We start from the raw sequence: 18,925 nt of genomic DNA, 5'->3' as shown, positions 1-18,925 counted from the left end.
GACAGGACGTTGCCGATGAGTGACCGCAGTTTTCTCAGCTGGCCGTTTTTCGAGGAGCGTCACCGCGAACTGGCCGATGCGCTGGAGACCTGGTGCGCAGAAAACCTGGGCCGCATTGATCACGCGGATGTGGATGCAGCCTGTATCGGCCTTGTTCGGATGCTGGGGCAGGGTGGCTGGCTGCGCCACGCGGCGGTTGATCCGGCAAATCCCGGCACGCTGGATGTGCGCAGCCTGTGCCTGATCCGCGAAACGCTGGCGCGATATGATGGCCTCGCGGATTTCGCCTTTGCGATGCAGGGCCTCGGCACCGGCGCGCTGTCGCTGTTCGGCACACCGGAACAGCAACGCTGGCTGGAGCGCACGCGGTCAGGCGAGGCGCTTTCCGCCTTTGCCCTGACAGAGCCTGCATCAGGCTCTGATGTGGCGAATATCACGCTGCGGGCAGACCGGAAGGGTGCCGGGTTTGTGCTGAATGGCGAGAAGACCTGGATTTCGAATGGCGGTATTGCGGATCTTTACACCGTGTTCGCCCGCACCGGAGAGGCGCCGGGGGCCGGTGGTCTGTCCGCTTTTGTGGTGCCCGCGGATACGCCTGGTCTGGAGATCGCGGAACGGCTTGAGGTCATGGCGCCGCATCCGCTGGCACGGCTGTCCTTTGAGAACGTGCACCTGCCTGCTGATGCGATGATCGGTGGGTCAGGGCAGGGGTTCCGGATCGCGATGTCCGTGCTGGATGTATTTCGCGCCACCGTGGCGGCCGCCGCGCTGGGCTTTGCCCGCTGTGCGCTGGATGCGGCGCTGGAGCGTGTGCGCAAACGGGAGCTTTTTGGCGCGCCGCTGGCTGATCTGCAGATGGTGCAGGGGCATATCGCGGACATGGCGCTGGATGTGGACGCTGCGGCGTTGCTTGTCTATCGCGCGGCCTGGGCGCGGGACACAGGGGCCGCGCGGGTGACGCGCGAGGCGGCCATGGCCAAGCTCTTTGCCACCGATCAGGCGCAGCGCGTGATCGACAAAACGGTGCAGCTGTTTGGCGGGGAAGGTGTGCAAAGCGGCTCTGTACCGGAGCGTCTGTACCGCGAAATCCGGGCGTTGCGCATCTATGAAGGGGCGTCGGACGTGCAGAAAGTGATCATCGCGCGTGCGACGCTTGCTGCGGCCGATCAGTAGTTTTTCACCGATTGCGCCAGTCGTTCCAGCGTGAGGTTCACCTGGTCGGACCCGATCACCGCCGAACGCACCAGCCGGTCAAACTGGCGGGAAAAGCCCCGAACCTGTTCCGGGCTGCTGACCACCAGATAGGCGTCGCCGATATACAGCGCGACACGCTGACGGCCAAAGACGGTGAACGGCGCGGAATAGGTTTTGCTGCCGTCATAAAGGTGCAGGCGCAGCGCGGGATAGGTTCGTGCGCAGATCCGCGCCATATGTTCCAGCTGGCGCCTGCATTGCCGGGCGGGGGTGTTCCGCCAAAGGCCCGTGCGCGCCGCGAGATCCTGCAGGGTCTGAATGGGCATCGCGATCTCAACATCCATATCGTCGAGCGAGATATGCCCCAGAACATTTTCAACACCACCACCCCGGGCATCCTCGGGCGTGTCGTCCAGCGCCTGGGGGCCAGACTGAACATGTCGGGCAGTGTTGAGGGTACGTAGCGCAGTTTGAAACCGGCGGCTTCGCTGCGCCATTGATCGAGCGGTGTGGAACCGTCGGCCTGAATTTCCTGCTCAATCTGGACACTGCCGGCCACTTCCTGCCGGCCCTCGGGTGCGTTTTCCAGACAAAGCAGCCAGTCCGCCGAGACGCCGCTGATTTCCGCGATCCGCCGCAGGGTTTCCGCGCGGGGCAGACGGTCTGACGCGGGGCTCAGAAACTGACTGAGCGCGGAACGGTCCAGGCCCGTCTGAGCCATGAAGTGAGACTTTCCCTCTGCATGGGACTCCAGAACGGTCCGTAGCCTTCTGCGGAACTGAACCGCGAGATCACGTTTATCCATGATGCATTTACACAAATATGCAGCGAAAATACAACAAACAGGACAAAACGATGCAGAAGTAATCTTTGCATCGCAAACTCACGCGCTTGTGAACAGGCGCTCAGACCCCGAAAATTCATGCCGGACCCGTAACAGCGTTATGCGAAAGGCACCAATTGACGACCCCCGACTGCCCCGAAAAACACAGCATAGAATGGCCTACCCTGGCTGTCGCTGCCATCTGCTATGCCGGATTTATTCTGACCACAGCTTTTTCCGGAACTCTTGGGACGGTTCCTGCGATCCTCGTGCTGGCGCTGATCCTGACGCTTTATTCGTCACTGAACCACGAAGTTCTGCACGGGCATCCGTTCCGGACAAAGGCGCTGAATACAGCACTGGTCTTTCCGGCGCTTGGGCTTTTCATTCCGTATCCGAGATTTCGCGATACGCATCTGGCGCACCACCATGATCCGTCGCTGACCGACCCCTATGATGATCCGGAAACCAATTTCGTTGATCCCGCCGTCTGGGCGCGCTGGTCGACACCCCGCCGCGCCATTTATGCGTTCAACAACACCTTGCTGGGCCGGATGGTGATTGGTCCGCTGATCAGTACGGGCACATTCTGGCTGGGGGATGCCCGGGCCATAGCTGCGGGAGACCGCCGTATTCTGTCGGCATGGGTATTTCACGCAGCGGCACTGGTGCCGGTGATCCTGTGGTGGGTGCTGGTGGCGGATATGTCCGTGACCGCTTATCTGACCGCGGCATATGCCAGCCTGTCAGTGCTCAAGATACGCACATTTCTGGAGCACAGGGCCCATGAAAAGGCACGCTGTCGCAGCGTGATCATCGAAGACCGGGGGCTGCTGTCGGTTCTGTTTCTGAAAAACAACCTGCACGCCGTCCACCATGCCTGCCCTGCGCTGGCCTGGTACCGGCTGGACCGGTTTTACCACGCACGACGGTCCGCCTTCCTGCAGCGCAACGGCGGGTATGCCTATGTCTCTTACTGGCAGATTGCGCGGATGTTTCTGCTGCGCGCCAAGGATCCCGTCCCGCACAGCCTTTGGGACACCGCGGAAAGCACGCCCCGGCCAACCGCTGCGCGGGAAAATACCGCCGCCTGATCCGGCCTGAGGTCAAATACGTTTGTGTCCGGCCCACACCGGTGCCATGCTGCCTTGGCGAAACACACAGGTTTACGAGGCGATTTATGTCCGACCAGGAAGCACCGGTTCTTCTGTCCATTGATCGCGGGATAGCCGTGGTCACCATCAACAACCCAAAAGCGATGAATGCGCTTTCCGAGGATGTTCTGGCCGCCCTGCAGGAAACATGGGACGGGCTGGTCGTGAACCGGGAGGTCAAAGTAGTGATCCTGCGGGCGGCCGGCAATCATTTCTGTGCGGGACATAACCTCAAGGAAATGACCCTGCGACGGGGCGATGAGGATGGTGGGGAAGCCTATTTCAACGATCTCTTTGCCCGTTGTTCGAAGATGATGCTGTCGATCGTGAACCTGCCCCAGCCCGTGATCGTGCAGGTCCAGGGGATTGCGACTGCCGCCGGATGCCAGCTGGTTGCGACCTGTGATCTGGCGGTGGCAGCAGAGGATGCGCGGTTTGCCACGTCGGGTGTCAATATCGGCCTCTTCTGTTCGACGCCGATGGTCGCGCTGTCACGGAACGTGCCACGCAAACAGGCAATGGAAATGCTGCTGCTGGGTGATTTCATCGCGGCGGAAAAGGCCGCAGAAATCGGTCTGATCAACCGGGTGGTGCCGGCGGAGGATCTGGATGCGGCGGCCATGGCGATGGCGCAGCAGATCGTCAGCAAGGCACCGGCGGCGGTGCGCACCGGCAAACGGGCATTTTATGAACAGGCGGATATGCCGCTGGAGCAGGCCTATGCCTATGCGGGCAGGACCATGGCGGACAATATGATGGCGCGGGACACCCGTGCGGGGATCGACGCGTTTATTGCCAAGGAGCCGATGCCGGAGTGGCAGGACGACTGAGATCAGCCGAGGCGCGCGGCCGCCTGTTCGGCTGCGACGAGGGCACCTTCAAGGAAACCGCCATATTCATCCCCCATTTCGGATGAGGCGAATATCAGCCTGCCGCCCCACAGGTCGCGCAGCGCATCCGGTGTGCCATAGGCAGGATGGTGGGTCGGACCATCATGATCAGCCATGGTCGCGATCAGCGGATCTGTGGCCCAGTCTTCCATGTGAACCGCTTTTGGCTGCGCCAGTTCGGGGCCGAACAACGTGACCAGCTGGTTGACGGCCTCACAGATAACCGCGTCGCGATGCGCGGCGCGGGGTGCGGGCGGCGTGCCGACAAAGCCGAACAGGGCAAACCCGCTTTCGTCATGGGGAGACGCATCATGGATTTCGGCCAGAGGGCCACGCTGGCTGATGGCATCACCTGACAATCCTGCCTCGCGCCACCAGGGCCGGTCATAGACGGCGACGAGTTTGGCGTGGCCCGCCATCCAGGTTGGTACGTTCTGCATCTCTGCGGCGACGGCCTGGGGAAGTTCCGGTTCAAACGATATCCCGCCATGAGCAATGCGCGGGGGCAGGGCGAGCACAACGTGCTGTGCCTCTATTGTTCCATCCGGCGTTGTGGCCGTGATGCCATCACCTGTTTGTATCAGTCTCTGTACAGGGGTGTTGAGGAGCAAACGCGCCGATGACAGCCGATCAGCCAAGCGTCCGGTGATCCCGCCCAACCCTCCGGCAATACGCCAGGACCCCCGCATGGATCCCGCGCCGGGGCTGCGGTGTACGTCACCATTACCGGTCTCGCCAAAGGCCTGCGCCAGTGCTGAACTGATCGAAAACAGTCAGCCCAAGCGCGTCGGCCAGTGCAGCGATACGCGGTTGATCCGGCCAGATCCAGGCAGGCCCCAGATCGACGGGAATACCGCCGATCTGTTGTGTCCTGACGCGGCCGCCAACGCCGTCTGCTGCTTCGCACAGCAGGACATCGCGGCCGCGCTGTTCTTGGGTATGCGCAAGGTGCAGACCGGCAAGCCCGGCCCCGATGATCAGTGTGTCCGTCTTCATAAAGCCCTTCTACAGGACCAGAGCGGACTGTCACGGGATGTCAGCCGACTTTGTAGCCCCAGAACGCTGTACGGTCGGCCAGGAAATACCCATCCAGTGCCCGTACACGCCCCTGAAGCTCGACAGTGTCGCCTGCCGCCAGCGAAGCCATGGCGTGAATGTTGAGCGATGTTCGTTCCGTCACGTGGGGCCCTGTGATCTCTCCGCGCGAGCCCGAGATTTCGTCAGTTCCGTTGCGCAGCAGCCGGCCACCAATACTGACGAGCGCGCTTGTGTTCTCGCGGAACGTCAGGCCGGCGCCAAACACATAGGTGCCGGCAACCGGTGCGGTGAAACTGCTGGTGCCCGCGTCAAAGACATTCTGATCGTTATATTCGGTGTCATTGATGCCCACCGTAATCCAGGTGTCCGCAGCGCAATAATTGTCGAAATTGGTCGTGCCCTTGAACCCGGGCAGATTCGGCTGGTCGACAACACCGGTGCCGACGTCAACGCTCAGCCCGTCAAAAAAAGTCGTGCCATCAGGCGTGGTGGACAGGCGAAGATTGTCGCTGCCAAAAAGGCCGAAAAGCCCCCGTGTCTGGAAGTCCTGCTGGAAGATAAATCCAAGATCATCAGCGGTATTCTCCTTATTCAGGGTCGAAACAAAGCTGCCATTGCCCGCATCAGCGGCATAAAGCGCCGTCCAGACCGCCGCGTTGATTTTCGCGGAAAACGGGGTGCCGGGCAGGGTGGTCATGCCAAGGCCAAAGGCCTCGATGTCCTGCAGTTCTGCGCTGTCGAGATCGATCCATTCGGAGCCATCATGCACCAGCAGGGTTTCGCGCGCTGTGACCCAGGCGCGCCAGCCCGCGCGGGGGACAAAGAACCGCCAGGCACCATCTTCGAACAATGCGACCTCGCCGTCGCGGCCCGTCCAGTCGCCGGTCGCAGCATCACCGACGATATAGCGGGCCCCTGCTGCGGCCCCTGCGGGTGGTGTGGTCAGATCGTCTGAAATGACGCCCAGTTGCGTGACTACGTCGAGGATACGCAGCGCTTCGTTATGCGTGACGTGTTTCTGCGCCTGATTGGGCATGATGAAAGGGAGCGAGAGACTGCTGGAAGTATCGGCCATGTGGGATCCCGTGCGTATTGAATGACCCGCACAACCTGATCCAAAAGCCTTTCGCATGATTTAGGGGCGCGCACCGCGGATTAACGATGCGTTTACGATACCGTCAGGGCCGGACGCCGGATCAGAAATCCAGGTTTTCCACGCTCAGCGCATTCTGCTGGATGAATTCGCGCCGCGGCTCCACAACGTCTCCCATCAGCTTGGTGAAAAGATCATCGGCCTCGGCCATATCCTCGACACGCACCTGCAGTAGCGTGCGCGCATCCGGATCGAGCGTCGTTTCCCACAGCTGATCCGGGTTCATTTCGCCCAGACCCTTGTAGCGTTGAAGAGACAGCCCTTTTTCGCCCTCTTCCAGAATCGCGTTCAGCAGGTCCAGCGGCCCGAAAATCATCTGCATTCTGTCTTTGCGCACCAGCGTGGCAGGCAGATTGTAGACGTCCTGCAGGCTCTGCGTGAAGCTGCCGGTCTTGCGCGCCTCGCCGCCGCGCAGGATGCGCCCGTCCAGCGTGCGCACTTCTTCGACGCCGCGCAGGATGCGCGCCAGGCGGATGCCATGATCCTGGGTGATACGGCCCTGCCATCCGCGCTCATATTCCTCGGCTATGAGGTTCAGACGCGCGGCGACCTTGTCGGCGGTGCCCTGAAGATCAGCGTCCACCACACCAGGCGCAAAGGCCCCTGCGATGGCGGCCTGTTCCAGGATGTGGCGGGGGTAATGTGTCGGGAAGGCATCCAGCACGCGGCGCATCTGACGCGCGAGCTCTACCACGCGGGCCAGATCGGCGCCGGTGATTTCCTCGCCATTGCCCTGTCGCAGAATGGCCCCGTCGATGCCCTGCTGGATCAGATATTCCTCCATCGCGGTTTCGTCCTTGAGGTACACCTCGGACTTGCCACGCGACACCTTATAGAGCGGCGGCTGGGCGATATAGAGATGCCCCTGTTCAATAAGCTCCGGCATCTGCCGGTAAAAGAACGTCAGCAGCAGCGTGCGGATGTGCGCGCCGTCCACATCGGCGTCCGTCATGATGACGATCTTATGGTAGCGCAGTTTTTCGATGTTGAATTCGTCCCGGCCGATGCCGGTGCCGAGTGCCATCACCAGGTTGCCGATCTCCTGGCTGCCCAGCATCCGGTCAAAACGCGCCCGTTCGACGTTCAGGATCTTACCTTTGAGCGGCAGGATCGCCTGGGTCTGACGGTCGCGCCCGGTCTGAGCAGAGCCACCGGCGCTGTCCCCCTCGACGAGGAAAACTTCCGTTTTGGCAGGGTCTTTTTCAGAGCAGTCCTTGAGCTTGCCCGCGAGGAAGTTCACATCCATCGCCGTTTTGCGCCGGGTCAGATCGCGCGCTTTGCGGGCGGCCTCACGGGCATGGGCGGCTTCAATGATCTTGCTGACAACGATTTTGGCCTCGTTGGGGTTCTCCTCGAACCATTCCGCCAGTTTTTCGTTCATCAGACCCTCAACTGCGGGGCGTACCTCGGAGCTGACGAGTTTGTCTTTGGTCTGGGAGCTGAACTTCGGATCAGGCACTTTGACGGACAGCACACAGGTCAGACCCTCGCGCGCGTCGTCGCCGGTGAAGCTGACCTTTTCCTTGCGGGCAATGCCGGAGGATTGCGCGTAATTGTTGATCGTGCGGGTCAGCGCGCCCCGGAAACCCGCCATGTGGGTGCCGCCGTCGCGCTGCGGGATGTTGTTGGTAAAGGGCAGGACGTTTTCGTGATAGCTGTCGTTCCACCACATCGCGACCTCGATGCCGATGTCGTCGCGTTCGCCCGAGATAAAGATCGGTTCCGGCATCACCGCCGATTTGGACCGGTCGAGGAATTTAACGAATTCCTTCACGCCGCCTTCGTAATAGAGATCGGCCTTCAGAGGTTCAGCGGGCCGTTCGTCGACCAGGATGATGCGGACCCCTGAATTCAGGAAGGCCAGTTCGCGCAGACGCTTTTCCAGCGTGTCGAACGAGTAGTCCAGATTTGAAAACGTGTCGGTCGAGGCCATAAACCGGACTTCTGTGCCCGTCCGGTCGGTTTCGCCCACGACCTCAAGGTGCTTTGTCGTAAAGCCGCCCTCAAATCGCGCAACATGTTCCTTGCCCTCACGCCAGATGCGCAGTTCCAGCCAGTCCGACAACGCGTTCACAACGGACACACCCACGCCGTGCAGACCGCCCGACACCTTATAGGAATTGCTGTCGAACTTACCGCCGGCGTGCAGCTGGGTCATGATCACCTCGGCTGCAGAAACGCCTTCCTCCTCGTGGATACCCACCGGAATGCCGCGTCCGTTATCGCTTACGGAAACGGACGAATCCGCGTGAATTGTCACCGTCACAGCGTCCGCGTGACCCGCCAGCGCCTCGTCGATGCCGTTGTCCACGACCTCGTACACCATGTGGTGCAGACCAGAGCCATCGTCGGTGTCGCCGATATACATACCGGGCCGTTTGCGGACGGCTTCCAAGCCTTTGAGAACTTTGATAGAATCGGCGCCGTATTCCTGTGGCGTCTGCTCGGTATCCGACATCGGGTCACACCTTTGTATTTTTTGATTTTATACGATTTTTTGCCAGGAATGTCACGCAGTCCACACAAGAATTTCCGACGCGGCGAAAGGAGTTAACCCATCCGCCGCGCGGGCGTGATCAGGCGCCCCGGGCACCGATTTTCTGAACCTCACGGGTCCAGCGGTCGATCAGCCCTTCTTTGGGGTCGCTGGCGCCGGCAAAGTAGGTGAAACGAGTGGGCCTGATGCCGACAAAGCCGAAAATCTGGCCGGTCAGCTGCCGCAGGATTGCGCTGCCATAGGCGAGCCGCATGAACCAGCGCGGGCTGTCTGAGGTCAGGATGATCCGTCCGGTTTTACCGGTCAGCAGCGGTGCGGGTACACCCAGCCAGTTCGATTTGCGTGTATCGTACGTCCGTCCTGGCAGCAGAATGCGGTCCAGCAGCCCTTTGAGCTTGGCGGGCAGCCCGCCCCACCAGATTGGCGCCGACATGACGACGTGATCGGCCCACTCGAGGTCTTCAAGTACGGCTTCGATCTGCGGTTCCAGCGGTTTCCAGCTTTGAAATCCGCCCTCTCCGAAATCCATGTCGAAGTCGAGCGTTGCCAGATGGATCAGCCGCACGTCATGTCCCGCCTGTCTGGCGGCAGCAGCGTAGGTTTCCGTGAACAGATGCGAGAGGGACGAAGCGCCCGGATGACCGTTGAGAACAGTGATGCGTTTGGGTGTCATGAGAGACTCCTGAGGATTAAAGTGACCGTGGTCATTTTTCTGGGTAAAAAACTGACCACGGTCAATAATAAATTTGACCCCGGTCATTTTCTCTGCCAGAACAGGCGTATGAACAAACCTGTTCAGGCCCGTACCCTGAAAACCCGTTCGAAACTCACCGAAGCCGCACGCGCCGTTGTCGCGCGTTCCGGTTACGAGGGCTTGCGCGTTGAAGAAGTGGTACAGCGCGCAGGGGTGGCCAAAGGAACGTTCTTTGCGCACTTCCGCGACAAGGACGCGCTGATGGATCAGCTTCTGGGCGCGGAAATGGCGCTTATTCTCTCCAGGATCGAGGCGGGCCCCGTTCCCCGCACGCCTGATGAGATGGCAGAAGCGCTCGCGCCGCTTGTGCATTTCATGACCTCAGAACGCTATGTTTTTGATGTGATCCTGCGCTACAGCGGTGCCGCCGGTATCAGCGACGTCGGCCCTATTGCCCGCAGCTTCGAACAGCAGTTCCGACTGTTCGTCACATGGGCCGAACCGCGTGAGACAATGTCGGCTGAACTGCAGGCCGAGGGCATTCAGGCCTTTCTGATCCAGGCTATGTCGCTGCAGTTCTGCGCCCTGCACGCGTCGTCGCAGGCCCAGGACAGGCTGACCAACTATCTGCGCGCCTGGCTCAGGTGAGCGGGATCACCAGGCCAACGAGGATCAGTGCAGCGCCCGACCAGATATTGATCCGTCGCAGTGTTTCCGGGCGGGTGATACCGCTGCGGATTTTGCCCACGCAGGCGGCCAGAATGATGTTCCCGATCAGAGGGACCGCAACTGACATTCCGATGATCGCCGTGACATCCAGCCAGGAAATACCACGCAGATCAAAAAAACCCGGCAGCACACCCATATAGAACAGCACGGCCTTGGGATTGCCCAGGATGGCGATGATGCCCGCCATAAAGCCCGCCCAAAGGCCAGGGCGCGTCAGGCGGCTGTCTGTGTTGATGGCCTGGCCCGCATGTCTGATCAGCAGGATACCCATCGTGATGAAAACGCCACAGGCGATCCAGCGCAGGACGACCATAAAGGTGTCAAAGACGGACAGGATCCACGAGATGCCCAGAACCGCCAGAAGGGGCCAGAGGATGTCTCCGACGGCCACACCCAGCGCAAGCGGCCACGCGGCGCTGAAGCCGCCCGAAAGTGCCCGTGCCATCAGCGCCAGCCAGACCGGCCCAGGCGTCAGAAAGAGGATCACCAGCGCACCCGCATAGAGGAACAGATCTGAAATGAAGATTGTCACTGCGGCGCAATCTCCGATGTGCCACTGGCTTCGGTGACTTCAAAATACTGCGCCCGGTCGCCCATCGCATCGAACAGGCTGCGTTCGGTCCCGGTCATCCAGGCCTGGGCTCCCAGGGCTGCAATCTCATCATAAAGGGCGGCGCGCCGGTCCGGGTCCAGATGCGCCGCGACCTCATCCAGCAGCAACAGAGGCGGCGCGCCGAAACTACCCGCCAGCGCCCGGGCATTTGCGAGGATCAGCGAGACCAGCAGCGCTTTCTGCTCACCGGTGGAACAGTCACGGGCCGGCACCCCCTTGGCGGCATATGTGCCCACCAGATCGGCTCTGTGCGGGCCGGTCAGGGTCCGCCCGGCTGCCATGTCGCGGCTTCTGTTATCCGCCAGCATTGTGCGCAGATCATCAGCCGACGCAGGGGGGCCGTTTCCGCATAGACAAGCTCCAGTGCCGCGGTCGGAAAGGCCGTGGCCGCCCCCTCCTGTGCCGCGGACAACTGTTTCAGGGCCGCATCCCGGTGCACGCTGATACTGACGGCGGCCTCTGCCATCTGAGCTTCCAGCGCCGCGTACCAGGAAGGTTCTCTGACCATATCCTTCAGCAACCGGTTCCGCTCCCGCATCGCCTTTTCATAGACCAGAGACACATCCGCATGCCCCGGCTCAAAGCTCAGGGTCATCCGGTCCAGAAAACGCCGCCTGCCTTCAGCGCCCTCGATCCAGAGCCTGTCCATCGACGGGATCAGCCAGAGCACCCGCGCGATGCGCCCCAATGTCACCTGCGCCGCAGTCTTGCCGTCGATTTTCACCTGACGCGCAGCGCCTTCCTCGGACCAGATTTCAACTTCGTGGATCTGGTGCAGGGATCTCAGTTCGGCACTGGTTTTCCAGCCCAGTGCCTCCGGTCGCCGCGTCATATCCTGCGCGCTCGACCGCCGCAGACCACGCCCGGGAGAAAACAGAGACACAGCCTCAAGAATATTGGTCTTGCCGGCGCCATTTGGACCAAAAAGCGCAACAGGTCTGCCATCCAGAGCAAGACGCGCAGTTTTATGGGACCGGAAATGGGACAGGGTCAGGGCTGTCAGGCAAAGCGCCATGCCGCGCCCCTTCTTCTGGCTGAAAATATCCCCGCCGGAGGCGGAAAATTACACGCGCATCGGCATGACAACATAAACAGCCGTCTGATCATTGCCTTCGCGCATCAGCGTCGGATCGCCCGATGAATTGAACAGAAACACCGCATTTTCACGATCCACCTGGCTGGCAATCTCAAGAAGATATTTGGCGTTGAACCCGATCTCCAGGCGTTCATCGCCATAGGCGACGGCCAGCTCTTCCTCGGCGGCCCCGGAATCCGGAGCGTTGACCGACAGAACAAGGCGATCCTCGTCCAGCTGCAGTTTCACCGCCCGCGACCGCTCCGAACTCACAGTGGCCACACGGTCTACAGCCTGCGCAAAATCGGCCGCATCCACCTCCAGCTTTCGCGTGTTGCCCTGCGGAATGACCCGCGTGTAATCCGGGAATGTGCCGTCAATGACTTTGGACGTCAGTGTGATATCCGGCGTCGCAAAACGGATCTTGGTCTCGGACACCGACACCGCAATCTTCATTTCGTCGTCATCCAGCAGCTTGCGCAGTTCACCGACTGTTTTGCGCGGCACGATCACGCCGGGCATCTCCGCTGCGCCATCGGGCAGGTCGGAATCGATACGCGCCAGACGGTGACCATCTGTGGCGACGCAGCGCAGAACCTGGCCACCTTCAGCGTCAGAGACATGCATGTAGACGCCATTCAGATAATACCGCGTTTCTTCGGTTGAGATGGCGAATTTGGATTTGTCGAACAGACGGCGCAGCGCCGGAGCGGCGGCTGAGAAGTTGGAGGCGTATTCCGAAGACGCCATCACCGGGAAATCTTCTTTGGGCAGCGTCGCCAGCGAGAAGTTCGAGCGGCCTGCCTCGACAGTCAGGCGACCGGTGGCACTGTCAGCGGTCAGCGTAACCAGCGCGCCGTCGGGCAGTTTGCGCACGATCTCGTGCAGTGTCGTGGCAGCCACGGTTGTGGCGCCGGCCCGCTCGACCTGTGCGGGGGCTTTGTCGACCACCTCAATATCCAGATCGGTCGCGCGGAAAGTTACATCGCTGCCTTCGGCTTCGATCAGCACGTTGGCAAGGATCGGAATGGTATTGCGGCGCTCGACAACCGACTGTGCCTGGGACACGGCCTTGAGCAGTGCTGTGCGTTCGATGCTGATCTTCATGGTGCTACTTCCTGGTCGACAGTCGGGACAGGCAAAGTACCCGGTTTGCCCGACATAACAAGCATTTTATGGAGTAGTCCCAGCATACGGGCAGGGCGTCAAGGCCTGCTGCATGCCGGTGCAGCAGCAGGCCCGCAGAAAGTTATTCTTCGAGCGCCCGGCGCAGCAGTTCGAGGTCCTCGGCGATCTGACCGTCCTGCACCTTGAGTTCTTCGATGCGCTTCACACCGTGCATGACGGTGGTGTGGTCCCGCCCGCCGAAACGGCGGCCAATCTCCGGCAGCGACCGGCTTGTCATCCGCTTGCACAGATACATCGCCACCTGACGTGGGCGCGCATAGCTGCGCAGACGCTTGGGGCCGATCATGTCGCTCAGCCGGATGTTGTAGTGATCCGAGACGCGGCGCTGGATCTCCTCGACGGTGATCTTACGCTCGGAGGCCCGCAGAACATCCGACAGGCAATCCTGCGTCAGCTCCATGTTGATCTCGCGACCCACAAGCGAGGCAAAGGCAAACAGGCGTGTCAGCGCGCCCTCAAGAACCCGCACGTTTGTCGAGATGCGGTGCGCCAGGAACTCCAGAACACCCTCGTCGATTTCGAGGTCCGGGTAAGTCTCGCGCTGCTGTTCTACCTTGCTCTGCAAAATGCCGAGCCGCAGTTCGTAATCTGTCGGATGCAGGTCGACGACCAGGCCACACTGCAGGCGCGATTTCACACGCTCTTCCATGTCTTTGATCTCGCCCGGCGCGCGGTCGCCTGAAATGATGATCTGTTTGTTCTGATCCACCAGCGCATTGAACGTGTGAAAGAATTCTTCCTGTGTGCTGCCCTTGCCGGCGATGAACTGAACATCATCCACCATCAGGACATCGACAGAGCGGAAGATTTCCTTGAAATCCATCATCTTACGGTCGCGCAGGGCCTGAACGAAACGGTACATGAACTGCTCGGCCGACAGATAGAGCACATTCATCCCCGGTTTACGCTGGCGCAGTTCATGCGCAATCGCATGCATCAGGTGCGTTTTACCAAGACCCACGCCGCCATAGAGAAACAGCGGGTTAAAGGTAACCGGGCCGCCCTCGGCCACACGTTTGGCGGCAGCATGTGCCAGCTCATTGGGTTTGCCGACCACAAAGGTGTCAAAGGTGAAACGGGTATCGAGCGGAGCAGTAGCAAGCGTGGGGTTGGCAGCGGCACGGGGGGCAGGTGCTGTAAAGGTTGTATCTGCTGTGGGTCCCTCTGCGACCGCAGTTGCCACCGCGGGAACACCAAACTTAAGGCGGCGGATGTCGGGTGCCGCCGTTTTGACCTCATGCAGGATCGCATCCGCGAAATTCTGGTTCACATAATTGCCGAGAAAATTCGTGGGCACATCAAAGAACGCAATACCGTCTGCCGCGGACCGGAAACGTATCGGTTCAATCCATGTCGTGTAGTTGTTCTGCCCTACAGTCTTACGCAGCCGCTGCCTCAGCTGCCCCCACATTTCTTCAGTCATATTAGACCCGTTTTCCTTTTTTTACCCGTTCGGGAGAAGCGCCATCTTTGGCTGCTCTCCGGTTAGATCCGGACATATCTCTCCTGTCCCGTTCCCAAAGAAACAGGTGAGGTCCGCCGGACGTTTTAGAATTAAGAGAGTCTGACCCTATACACCCTGGACCGGGCTGCTCATCGGATCAGGACTCGCCGTCCTCTTATTTTGACAGGGCAAACGACCGTACCTGGCGCTTGCAGACAGTGCACGGCATCTATGCTGTGCCCAGTCCCCGTGATACCTGTTCGCGGTCGCAACACCGCAGTATCTCAGGGCCCGCCCCCCAATGCGAAATGAATCGCTGTATACTGGTAGCAAGTTCGTGAGCGGCACGGCAACTGAACTTCATTCTTGACTCTGAATTTTCAGAAAAGAATCTCTGCGGCGGCTGCGTACGCCCTTTTTTATATAAAAAAAGCGCCGCAAAAACGGCGCTTTTTGAGACTCGGCTGGCAGCTGGTTCAGCCCAGCGCTTTGACCCGCGAAGACAGACGGGACATTTTCCGGGCAGCTGTGTTTTTGTGGAAAACACCTTTTGTGACGCCGCGCATCAGTTCGGGCTGTGCGGCGCGCAGTGCAGCAGTTGCCGCGTCTTTGTCACCGGAAGCAATCGCTTCCTCGACGCGGCGCAGGTATGTGCGGATGCGCGAGCGGCGTGCTTTGTTGATCTGAAAACGGGCTTCGTTCTGACGGGCGCGTTTTTTGGCCTGGGGCGAATTTGCCATGCGTGAAAAACCTTTTCTCGGGTTCGTTGTTTCGGTCGTATTGCGCAACGCAGGACCCGGACGGACAAAACTGTCCCTGAGGTGATTCTAGCCTGAGCGGGCTGCACGCGCATGTCTGGCGCGGTCTATAGCCGGACCTGCAGTGTTTGGAAACCCAAAATCTGGTCAGGTCCTGCGTTACCGGTCCGTCCTGGTCAGCGCAGAACTGTTCTGCTGAAAGTACCGACGATAATTTCCGGCGACCCGCCCGGAAAGTCGACGCCGGTTTTTTTGCAGTTGGCCATCTTGCCCAACAGGCCCGTCGCGGGTCCGACGTCGTTGAAAAACCGCATGTCCTGCATGATGATCTGTCCGTCCAGAAGAACCACAGCATCGCGCATTACAGACATGGTTTCCGAGATATCGTTCTTGCGCGAATAGCTTCCGGCGCCGCAAATTTCGATTTCACCGTCTGTGACAACGGCCCGGTATGCATAATTGTAGGACGCGGGTCCGCCGCGAAAGGCGGAACGGTCGGCGCGCCAGCTGACACGACCGGTTGCAAAGTCCTCGGTGACCGGCGTTTGCCGGAGAGTTTCCTGATTCTGTGAAGGACCCGGGACCGGAGTGCAGGCGGACAGGGCGAGCGCCGCAAGGACGGCAAATGCAGTTTTTTTCATGAATTTCCTGAAAGAATGGTTTTTCGGCGTGGACAGTGCGGGAACAGAATCGTCCGTCGTGCTGCCCGGTATTACTTGTCGCGGAACTGAGCTTCGCGCTTTTCAAGGAAGGCAGACATGCCTTCGAGCTGGTCTTCGGTGGCAAAGAGCGAATGGAACATGCGGCGCTCAAACAGCAGACCTTCACGCAGCGTGGTCTCGTAGGCGCGGTTCACGGCCTCTTTGACGACCATGACAGACAGCGTGGATTTCTCTGCTATTTTCTGGGCTGCATTCTGCGCCTCTTCCAGAAGCTTTTTGCAGGGCACGACGCGCGACACGAGGCCTGCGCGCTCGGCTTCTTCGGCATCCATAAAGCGCCCCGTGAGGTTCATGTCCATCGCTTTGGATTTGCCGACCACGCGGGTCAGGCGCTGTGTCCCACCGAGGCCCGCAACCACGCCCAGATTGATTTCCGGCTGACCGAACTTGGCGGTGTCCGAGCAGATGATGAAATCACACATCATGGCCAGTTCGCACCCACCGCCCAGCGCATAGCCTGATACGGCCGCGATGATCGGTTTGCGCACGCGCATGATCTGCTCGGTTTCAGGCGTGAAGAGATCCCCGGCAAAGGCATCCACGAAGGACTTGTCCTTCATCATCGAAATATCGGCGCCGGCGGCAAATGCCTTATCGGATCCGGTCACGATAATGCAGCGGACTTTCTCGTTGTCCTGTGCAGCGGACAGAGCATCTGCCAGCTCTCCCAGCAGCTGGTCGTTGAGCGCATTGAGCGCATCGGGCCGGTTCAGTGTGATCAGGGCGACGTGGTTATCGACATCAACGATGATCGTCTCGTAGGCCATGCAGAAAGCTCTCGTTCAGTTGCGTGGAAATTGCAGTCAATACCACGCGGCCTGCGCACTTCAAGTTATCTTTGGCATTGCGCGCAGTAGAAAGATGAGCGTCCCGACTGGACGATTCGCCCGATGACGCCGGGGCAGGCCGGGGTGCGACAGGGCTCGTTCTCGCGGCCGTAGACATCAAAGCTGTGCTGAAAATATCCAAGCTCTCCATCGGCTTGCCGGAAATCACGCAGCGAGGACCCGCCCGCCTCTATCGCGTCCGCCAACACCTGCCGGATGATCGGCACAAGCGCTGCAACCCTGGGTTCAGAAATGCGCCCCGCTTTTCTTTTGGGGTGAATTTTTGCCCGGTATAGGGCCTCGCAGACATAGATATTGCCCAGACCACTGACAATTTTCTGGTCCAGCAGCGCTGATTTCACCGGAGTCATTCGCCCGCGGAAGGCGTCGATCAGATGTGATTCATGGAAATCGTTGCCCAGCGGTTCCGGTCCCAGCACCGCCAGCAGCTTGTGAGTTTCCGCGCCCGCCGTCTGCATCAGGTCCATCGCCCCGAACCGCCGTGGGTCGTTGAAGGTGATGCGCGCACCGTTGTCCATGTGGAATACCACGTGGTCGTGTTTTTCCGGTGCAGGATGATCGTGCACAAACTGACCCAGCGGGTCGCCCGAGACCAGCATACGGCCCGACATGCCCAGATGGATCAGAAGGGTTTCGCCTGTATCGAGGTCGGCGAGGATGTATTTCGACCGCCGGCGCAGCCGCAGCACCTGCGCGCCGGTCAGCCGTTCGGCCATGCGTTCCGGAAAGGGCCAGCGCAGGTCGGGTCGGTTCACGTCCGCCTGAGCGATCACCGCGCCCTCCATCGCCGGGGTCAGACCACGACGCACCGTTTCTACTTCGGGCAGTTCAGGCATTCTCTTTCAGCTTTCGTTCGGCAAGATCAGCAATCTCGCGGTAGGCGTCAAAGCTCCAGCGCACGGTCACACGCCGGATCATACCAAAATGCAGGATGGCCGCCCGTTTATGACTGTTGCGCCGGATTTCCGTCAGATCCTGCCAGCGGCACAGGGGGCCGTTGCGCCAGATGCCTTTGTGACGGATGCCCTCTTCGTTCCAGATCAGACCGGCCCGGAAACGGGACACCGGATTGTAAACCGCAACCACGATCATCAGGCCCAGAACACCCCAAACAACAGGAGACGCCAGAAACGCCGGAGGACTCCAGATGATGACAGCCGCGATCAGCGCCGCAAATCCCGCATCCAGCAGAAGCTGGAGCGTTCTGCCCCATCCCGCGAGACGGGTCTCTCTCACTGTAGTCTGCTGTACCTGCTGCATTGCGCTCCGGTTCCGGTGTTGCCAAAGGGCCGCATTGTGCCCGGCCATCTGAGGCCTATAACAAGGTCGAAACCCATAGGTGACAAGGCCCGATGACCGAAGAAGACAATAAAACCACGCATTTCGGATATGAGACCGTGGCCGAAGGCGACAAGGCGGGTCTGGTGCAAGGGGTCTTTTCCTCGGTTGCCAGCAAATACGACATAATGAACGACGTTATGTCGGGCGGTGTGCATCGTCTCTGGAAGGATGCGATGATGGACTGGCTGGCACCGCGTGCGGGTCAGAAGCTGCTGGATGTTGCAGGCGGCACGGGCGATATTTCATTCCGGTTTCTGAAACGTGCAGGCCATGGGCATGCAACCGTGCTGGATCTGACCGAATCCATGCTGGTCGAAGGGCGCAAACGTGCCGAAGCGGATCAGATGGCTGATCAGCTCGACTGGGTGACCGGCGACGCCATGGCGCTGCCGTTCGCCGACAACACTTTTGACGTTTACACAATCTCTTTTGGCATCCGGAACGTGACGCGTCCGCAGGAAGCACTGAACGAGGCGTTCCGTGTCCTGAAACCGGGTGGCCGCCTGATGGTGCTGGAGTTCAGTCAGCTGCCCAACCCTGCGATGCAGAAGGCTTATGACCTCTACAGTTTCAATGTGATCCCGCGTATGGGGCAGGCGATTGCAGGGGACCGGGACAGCTATCAGTACCTGGTGGAATCGATCCGGCGTTTCCCCGATCAGGAGACGTTTCTTCAGATGGTGCGGAACGTGGGGTTTGAAAATGCGAAGTACCGCAATCTGACCATGGGTGTTGCCTGCCTGCATTCCGGCTGGAAAATCTGA

At 60.0% G+C, this 18,925-nt stretch carries 19 protein-coding genes and 1 pseudogene; 5 read left to right on the top strand and 15 right to left on the bottom strand.

The annotated features are described in order from the left end of the window. Nucleotides 1–15: 15 nt before the first annotated feature. A complete protein-coding gene (locus tag ACZ1HA_RS17085; protein WP_472714743.1) occupies nt 16–1,173 on the top strand; it encodes an acyl-CoA dehydrogenase family protein in 1,158 nt (385 codons plus the stop codon). Here the strand turns inward: ACZ1HA_RS17085 and ACZ1HA_RS17080 are convergent. Continuing rightward, the gene (locus ACZ1HA_RS17080) at nt 1,167–1,691 is read right to left on the bottom strand and encodes a hypothetical protein (RefSeq protein ID WP_375229478.1); all 525 of its coding nucleotides are present in this window, start codon (nt 1,689–1,691) and stop codon (nt 1,167–1,169) included. The genes ACZ1HA_RS17085 and ACZ1HA_RS17080 overlap by 7 nt on opposite strands. 463 nt (nt 1,692–2,154) lie before the next feature. On the opposite strand from ACZ1HA_RS17080, the gene ACZ1HA_RS17075 reads away from it, so the two are divergent. Both ACZ1HA_RS17075 and ACZ1HA_RS17070 read left to right on the top strand, forming a co-directional pair. Beyond that, entirely contained in the window at nt 2,155–3,111 is a 957-nt protein-coding gene (locus ACZ1HA_RS17075; protein WP_472714742.1) for a fatty acid desaturase, read from the top strand. 86 nt (nt 3,112–3,197) lie between these two features. Then, on the top strand, nt 3,198–4,001 hold the full coding sequence (locus ACZ1HA_RS17070) for an enoyl-CoA hydratase (RefSeq protein WP_472714741.1): 804 nt from the start codon (nt 3,198–3,200) through the stop codon (nt 3,999–4,001). A 2-nt stretch (nt 4,002–4,003) separates the two neighbouring features. Here the strand turns inward: ACZ1HA_RS17070 and ACZ1HA_RS17065 are convergent, their stop codons facing one another. The 5 genes from ACZ1HA_RS17065 to ACZ1HA_RS17045 form a co-directional block, all read right to left on the bottom strand. After that, nucleotides 4,004–4,699 (bottom strand): flavin monoamine oxidase family protein, encoded by a 696-nt coding sequence (locus ACZ1HA_RS17065; RefSeq protein WP_472714740.1) that lies wholly within the window; start codon nt 4,697–4,699, stop codon nt 4,004–4,006. 85 nt (nt 4,700–4,784) lie between these two features. Continuing rightward, nucleotides 4,785–5,057, bottom strand: coding sequence for an NAD(P)-binding protein (locus ACZ1HA_RS17060; RefSeq protein WP_472714739.1), 273 nt, complete (start codon nt 5,055–5,057; stop codon nt 4,785–4,787). A gap of 40 nt (nt 5,058–5,097) precedes the next feature. Then, entirely contained in the window at nt 5,098–6,174 is a 1,077-nt protein-coding gene (locus ACZ1HA_RS17055) for a DUF2793 domain-containing protein (protein ID WP_472714738.1), read from the bottom strand. A 121-nt stretch (nt 6,175–6,295) separates the two neighbouring features. Then, nucleotides 6,296–8,710, bottom strand: coding sequence for a DNA topoisomerase (ATP-hydrolyzing) subunit B (gene gyrB / locus ACZ1HA_RS17050; RefSeq protein WP_472714737.1), 2,415 nt, complete (start codon nt 8,708–8,710; stop codon nt 6,296–6,298). Between the two features lie 118 nt (nt 8,711–8,828). Further along, the gene (locus ACZ1HA_RS17045; protein WP_472714736.1) at nt 8,829–9,422 is read right to left on the bottom strand and encodes an NAD(P)H-dependent oxidoreductase; all 594 of its coding nucleotides are present in this window, start codon (nt 9,420–9,422) and stop codon (nt 8,829–8,831) included. A gap of 108 nt (nt 9,423–9,530) precedes the next feature. Here ACZ1HA_RS17045 and ACZ1HA_RS17040 point away from each other — a divergent pair, with 108 nt between their 5' ends. Beyond that, entirely contained in the window at nt 9,531–10,091 is a 561-nt protein-coding gene (locus tag ACZ1HA_RS17040) for a TetR/AcrR family transcriptional regulator (protein WP_472714735.1), read from the top strand. On the opposite strand, the gene ACZ1HA_RS17035 is transcribed toward ACZ1HA_RS17040, so the two are convergent. The 9 genes and pseudogenes from ACZ1HA_RS17035 to ACZ1HA_RS16995 all read right to left on the bottom strand — a co-directional run bounded on the left by ACZ1HA_RS17035 (nt 10,084) and on the right by ACZ1HA_RS16995 (nt 18,056). Continuing rightward, a complete protein-coding gene (locus tag ACZ1HA_RS17035) occupies nt 10,084–10,704 on the bottom strand; it encodes a LysE family translocator (protein WP_472714734.1) in 621 nt (206 codons plus the stop codon). The two genes, ACZ1HA_RS17040 and ACZ1HA_RS17035, sit on opposite strands and share 8 nt — an antisense overlap. After that, nucleotides 10,701–11,800: pseudogene (recF, locus tag ACZ1HA_RS17030) on the bottom strand (DNA replication/repair protein RecF). The gene ACZ1HA_RS17035 and the pseudogene recF overlap by 4 nt, the downstream one beginning before the upstream one ends. A gap of 48 nt (nt 11,801–11,848) precedes the next feature. Continuing rightward, the gene (gene dnaN, locus ACZ1HA_RS17025) at nt 11,849–12,967 is read right to left on the bottom strand and encodes a DNA polymerase III subunit beta (RefSeq protein WP_472714733.1); all 1,119 of its coding nucleotides are present in this window, start codon (nt 12,965–12,967) and stop codon (nt 11,849–11,851) included. A 142-nt stretch (nt 12,968–13,109) separates the two neighbouring features. Next, a complete protein-coding gene (gene dnaA, locus ACZ1HA_RS17020) occupies nt 13,110–14,471 on the bottom strand; it encodes a chromosomal replication initiator protein DnaA (RefSeq protein ID WP_472714732.1) in 1,362 nt (453 codons plus the stop codon). Between the two features lie 497 nt (nt 14,472–14,968). Next, nucleotides 14,969–15,232, bottom strand: a complete 264-nt coding sequence (gene rpsT / locus ACZ1HA_RS17015) for a 30S ribosomal protein S20 (RefSeq protein ID WP_300033136.1) — start codon at nt 15,230–15,232, stop codon at nt 14,969–14,971. 194 nt (nt 15,233–15,426) lie between these two features. Beyond that, on the bottom strand, nt 15,427–15,891 hold the full coding sequence (locus ACZ1HA_RS17010; RefSeq protein WP_472714731.1) for a hypothetical protein: 465 nt from the start codon (nt 15,889–15,891) through the stop codon (nt 15,427–15,429). A 71-nt stretch (nt 15,892–15,962) separates the two neighbouring features. Next, nucleotides 15,963–16,739, bottom strand: coding sequence for an enoyl-CoA hydratase (locus ACZ1HA_RS17005; protein WP_375229490.1), 777 nt, complete (start codon nt 16,737–16,739; stop codon nt 15,963–15,965). A gap of 65 nt (nt 16,740–16,804) precedes the next feature. Beyond that, the gene (mutM, locus tag ACZ1HA_RS17000) at nt 16,805–17,656 is read right to left on the bottom strand and encodes a bifunctional DNA-formamidopyrimidine glycosylase/DNA-(apurinic or apyrimidinic site) lyase (protein WP_375229491.1); all 852 of its coding nucleotides are present in this window, start codon (nt 17,654–17,656) and stop codon (nt 16,805–16,807) included. After that, nucleotides 17,649–18,056: a hypothetical protein gene (locus ACZ1HA_RS16995; protein WP_472714730.1), complete on the bottom strand. Its 408-nt coding sequence runs from the start codon at nt 18,054–18,056 to the stop codon at nt 17,649–17,651. The genes mutM and ACZ1HA_RS16995 overlap by 8 nt, the downstream gene beginning before the upstream one ends. Before the next feature lie 116 nt (nt 18,057–18,172). Between ACZ1HA_RS16995 and ubiE the strand changes: the two genes are divergently transcribed. Continuing rightward, the gene (ubiE, locus tag ACZ1HA_RS16990; protein ID WP_472714729.1) at nt 18,173–18,925 is read left to right on the top strand and encodes a bifunctional demethylmenaquinone methyltransferase/2-methoxy-6-polyprenyl-1,4-benzoquinol methylase UbiE; all 753 of its coding nucleotides are present in this window, start codon (nt 18,173–18,175) and stop codon (nt 18,923–18,925) included.

This window comes from Roseobacter sp. S87 (genome assembly GCF_055693285.1).
The sequence above is the reverse complement of the archived record's forward strand: the minus strand, read 5'-3'. Positions and strand labels throughout refer to the sequence as shown.

Bases quoted from the DNA above. Each gene is read 5' to 3' on its own strand.
- ACZ1HA_RS17085 (WP_472714743.1), top strand. From the start codon at position 16: ATGAGTGACCGCAGTTTTCTCAGCTGGCCGTTTTTCGAGGAGCGTCAC.
- ACZ1HA_RS17080 (WP_375229478.1), bottom strand. From the start codon at position 1,691: ATGGCGCAGCGAAGCCGCCGGTTTCAAACTGCGCTACGTACCCTCAAC.
- ACZ1HA_RS17070 (WP_472714741.1), top strand. From the start codon at position 3,198: ATGTCCGACCAGGAAGCACCGGTTCTTCTGTCCATTGATCGCGGGATA.
- ACZ1HA_RS17060 (WP_472714739.1), bottom strand. From the start codon at position 5,057: ATGAAGACGGACACACTGATCATCGGGGCCGGGCTTGCCGGTCTGCAC.
- ACZ1HA_RS17055 (WP_472714738.1), bottom strand. From the start codon at position 6,174: ATGGCCGATACTTCCAGCAGTCTCTCGCTCCCTTTCATCATGCCCAAT.
- gyrB (WP_472714737.1), bottom strand. From the start codon at position 8,710: ATGTCGGATACCGAGCAGACGCCACAGGAATACGGCGCCGATTCTATC.
- ACZ1HA_RS17045 (WP_472714736.1), bottom strand. From the start codon at position 9,422: ATGACACCCAAACGCATCACTGTTCTCAACGGTCATCCGGGCGCTTCG.
- ACZ1HA_RS17040 (WP_472714735.1), top strand. From the start codon at position 9,531: ATGAACAAACCTGTTCAGGCCCGTACCCTGAAAACCCGTTCGAAACTC.
- dnaN (WP_472714733.1), bottom strand. From the start codon at position 12,967: ATGAAGATCAGCATCGAACGCACAGCACTGCTCAAGGCCGTGTCCCAG.
- dnaA (WP_472714732.1), bottom strand. From the start codon at position 14,471: ATGACTGAAGAAATGTGGGGGCAGCTGAGGCAGCGGCTGCGTAAGACT.
- rpsT (WP_300033136.1), bottom strand. From the start codon at position 15,232: ATGGCAAATTCGCCCCAGGCCAAAAAACGCGCCCGTCAGAACGAAGCC.
- ACZ1HA_RS17010 (WP_472714731.1), bottom strand. From the start codon at position 15,891: ATGAAAAAAACTGCATTTGCCGTCCTTGCGGCGCTCGCCCTGTCCGCC.
- ACZ1HA_RS17005 (WP_375229490.1), bottom strand. From the start codon at position 16,739: ATGGCCTACGAGACGATCATCGTTGATGTCGATAACCACGTCGCCCTG.
- mutM (WP_375229491.1), bottom strand. From the start codon at position 17,656: ATGCCTGAACTGCCCGAAGTAGAAACGGTGCGTCGTGGTCTGACCCCG.
- ubiE (WP_472714729.1), top strand. From the start codon at position 18,173: ATGACCGAAGAAGACAATAAAACCACGCATTTCGGATATGAGACCGTG.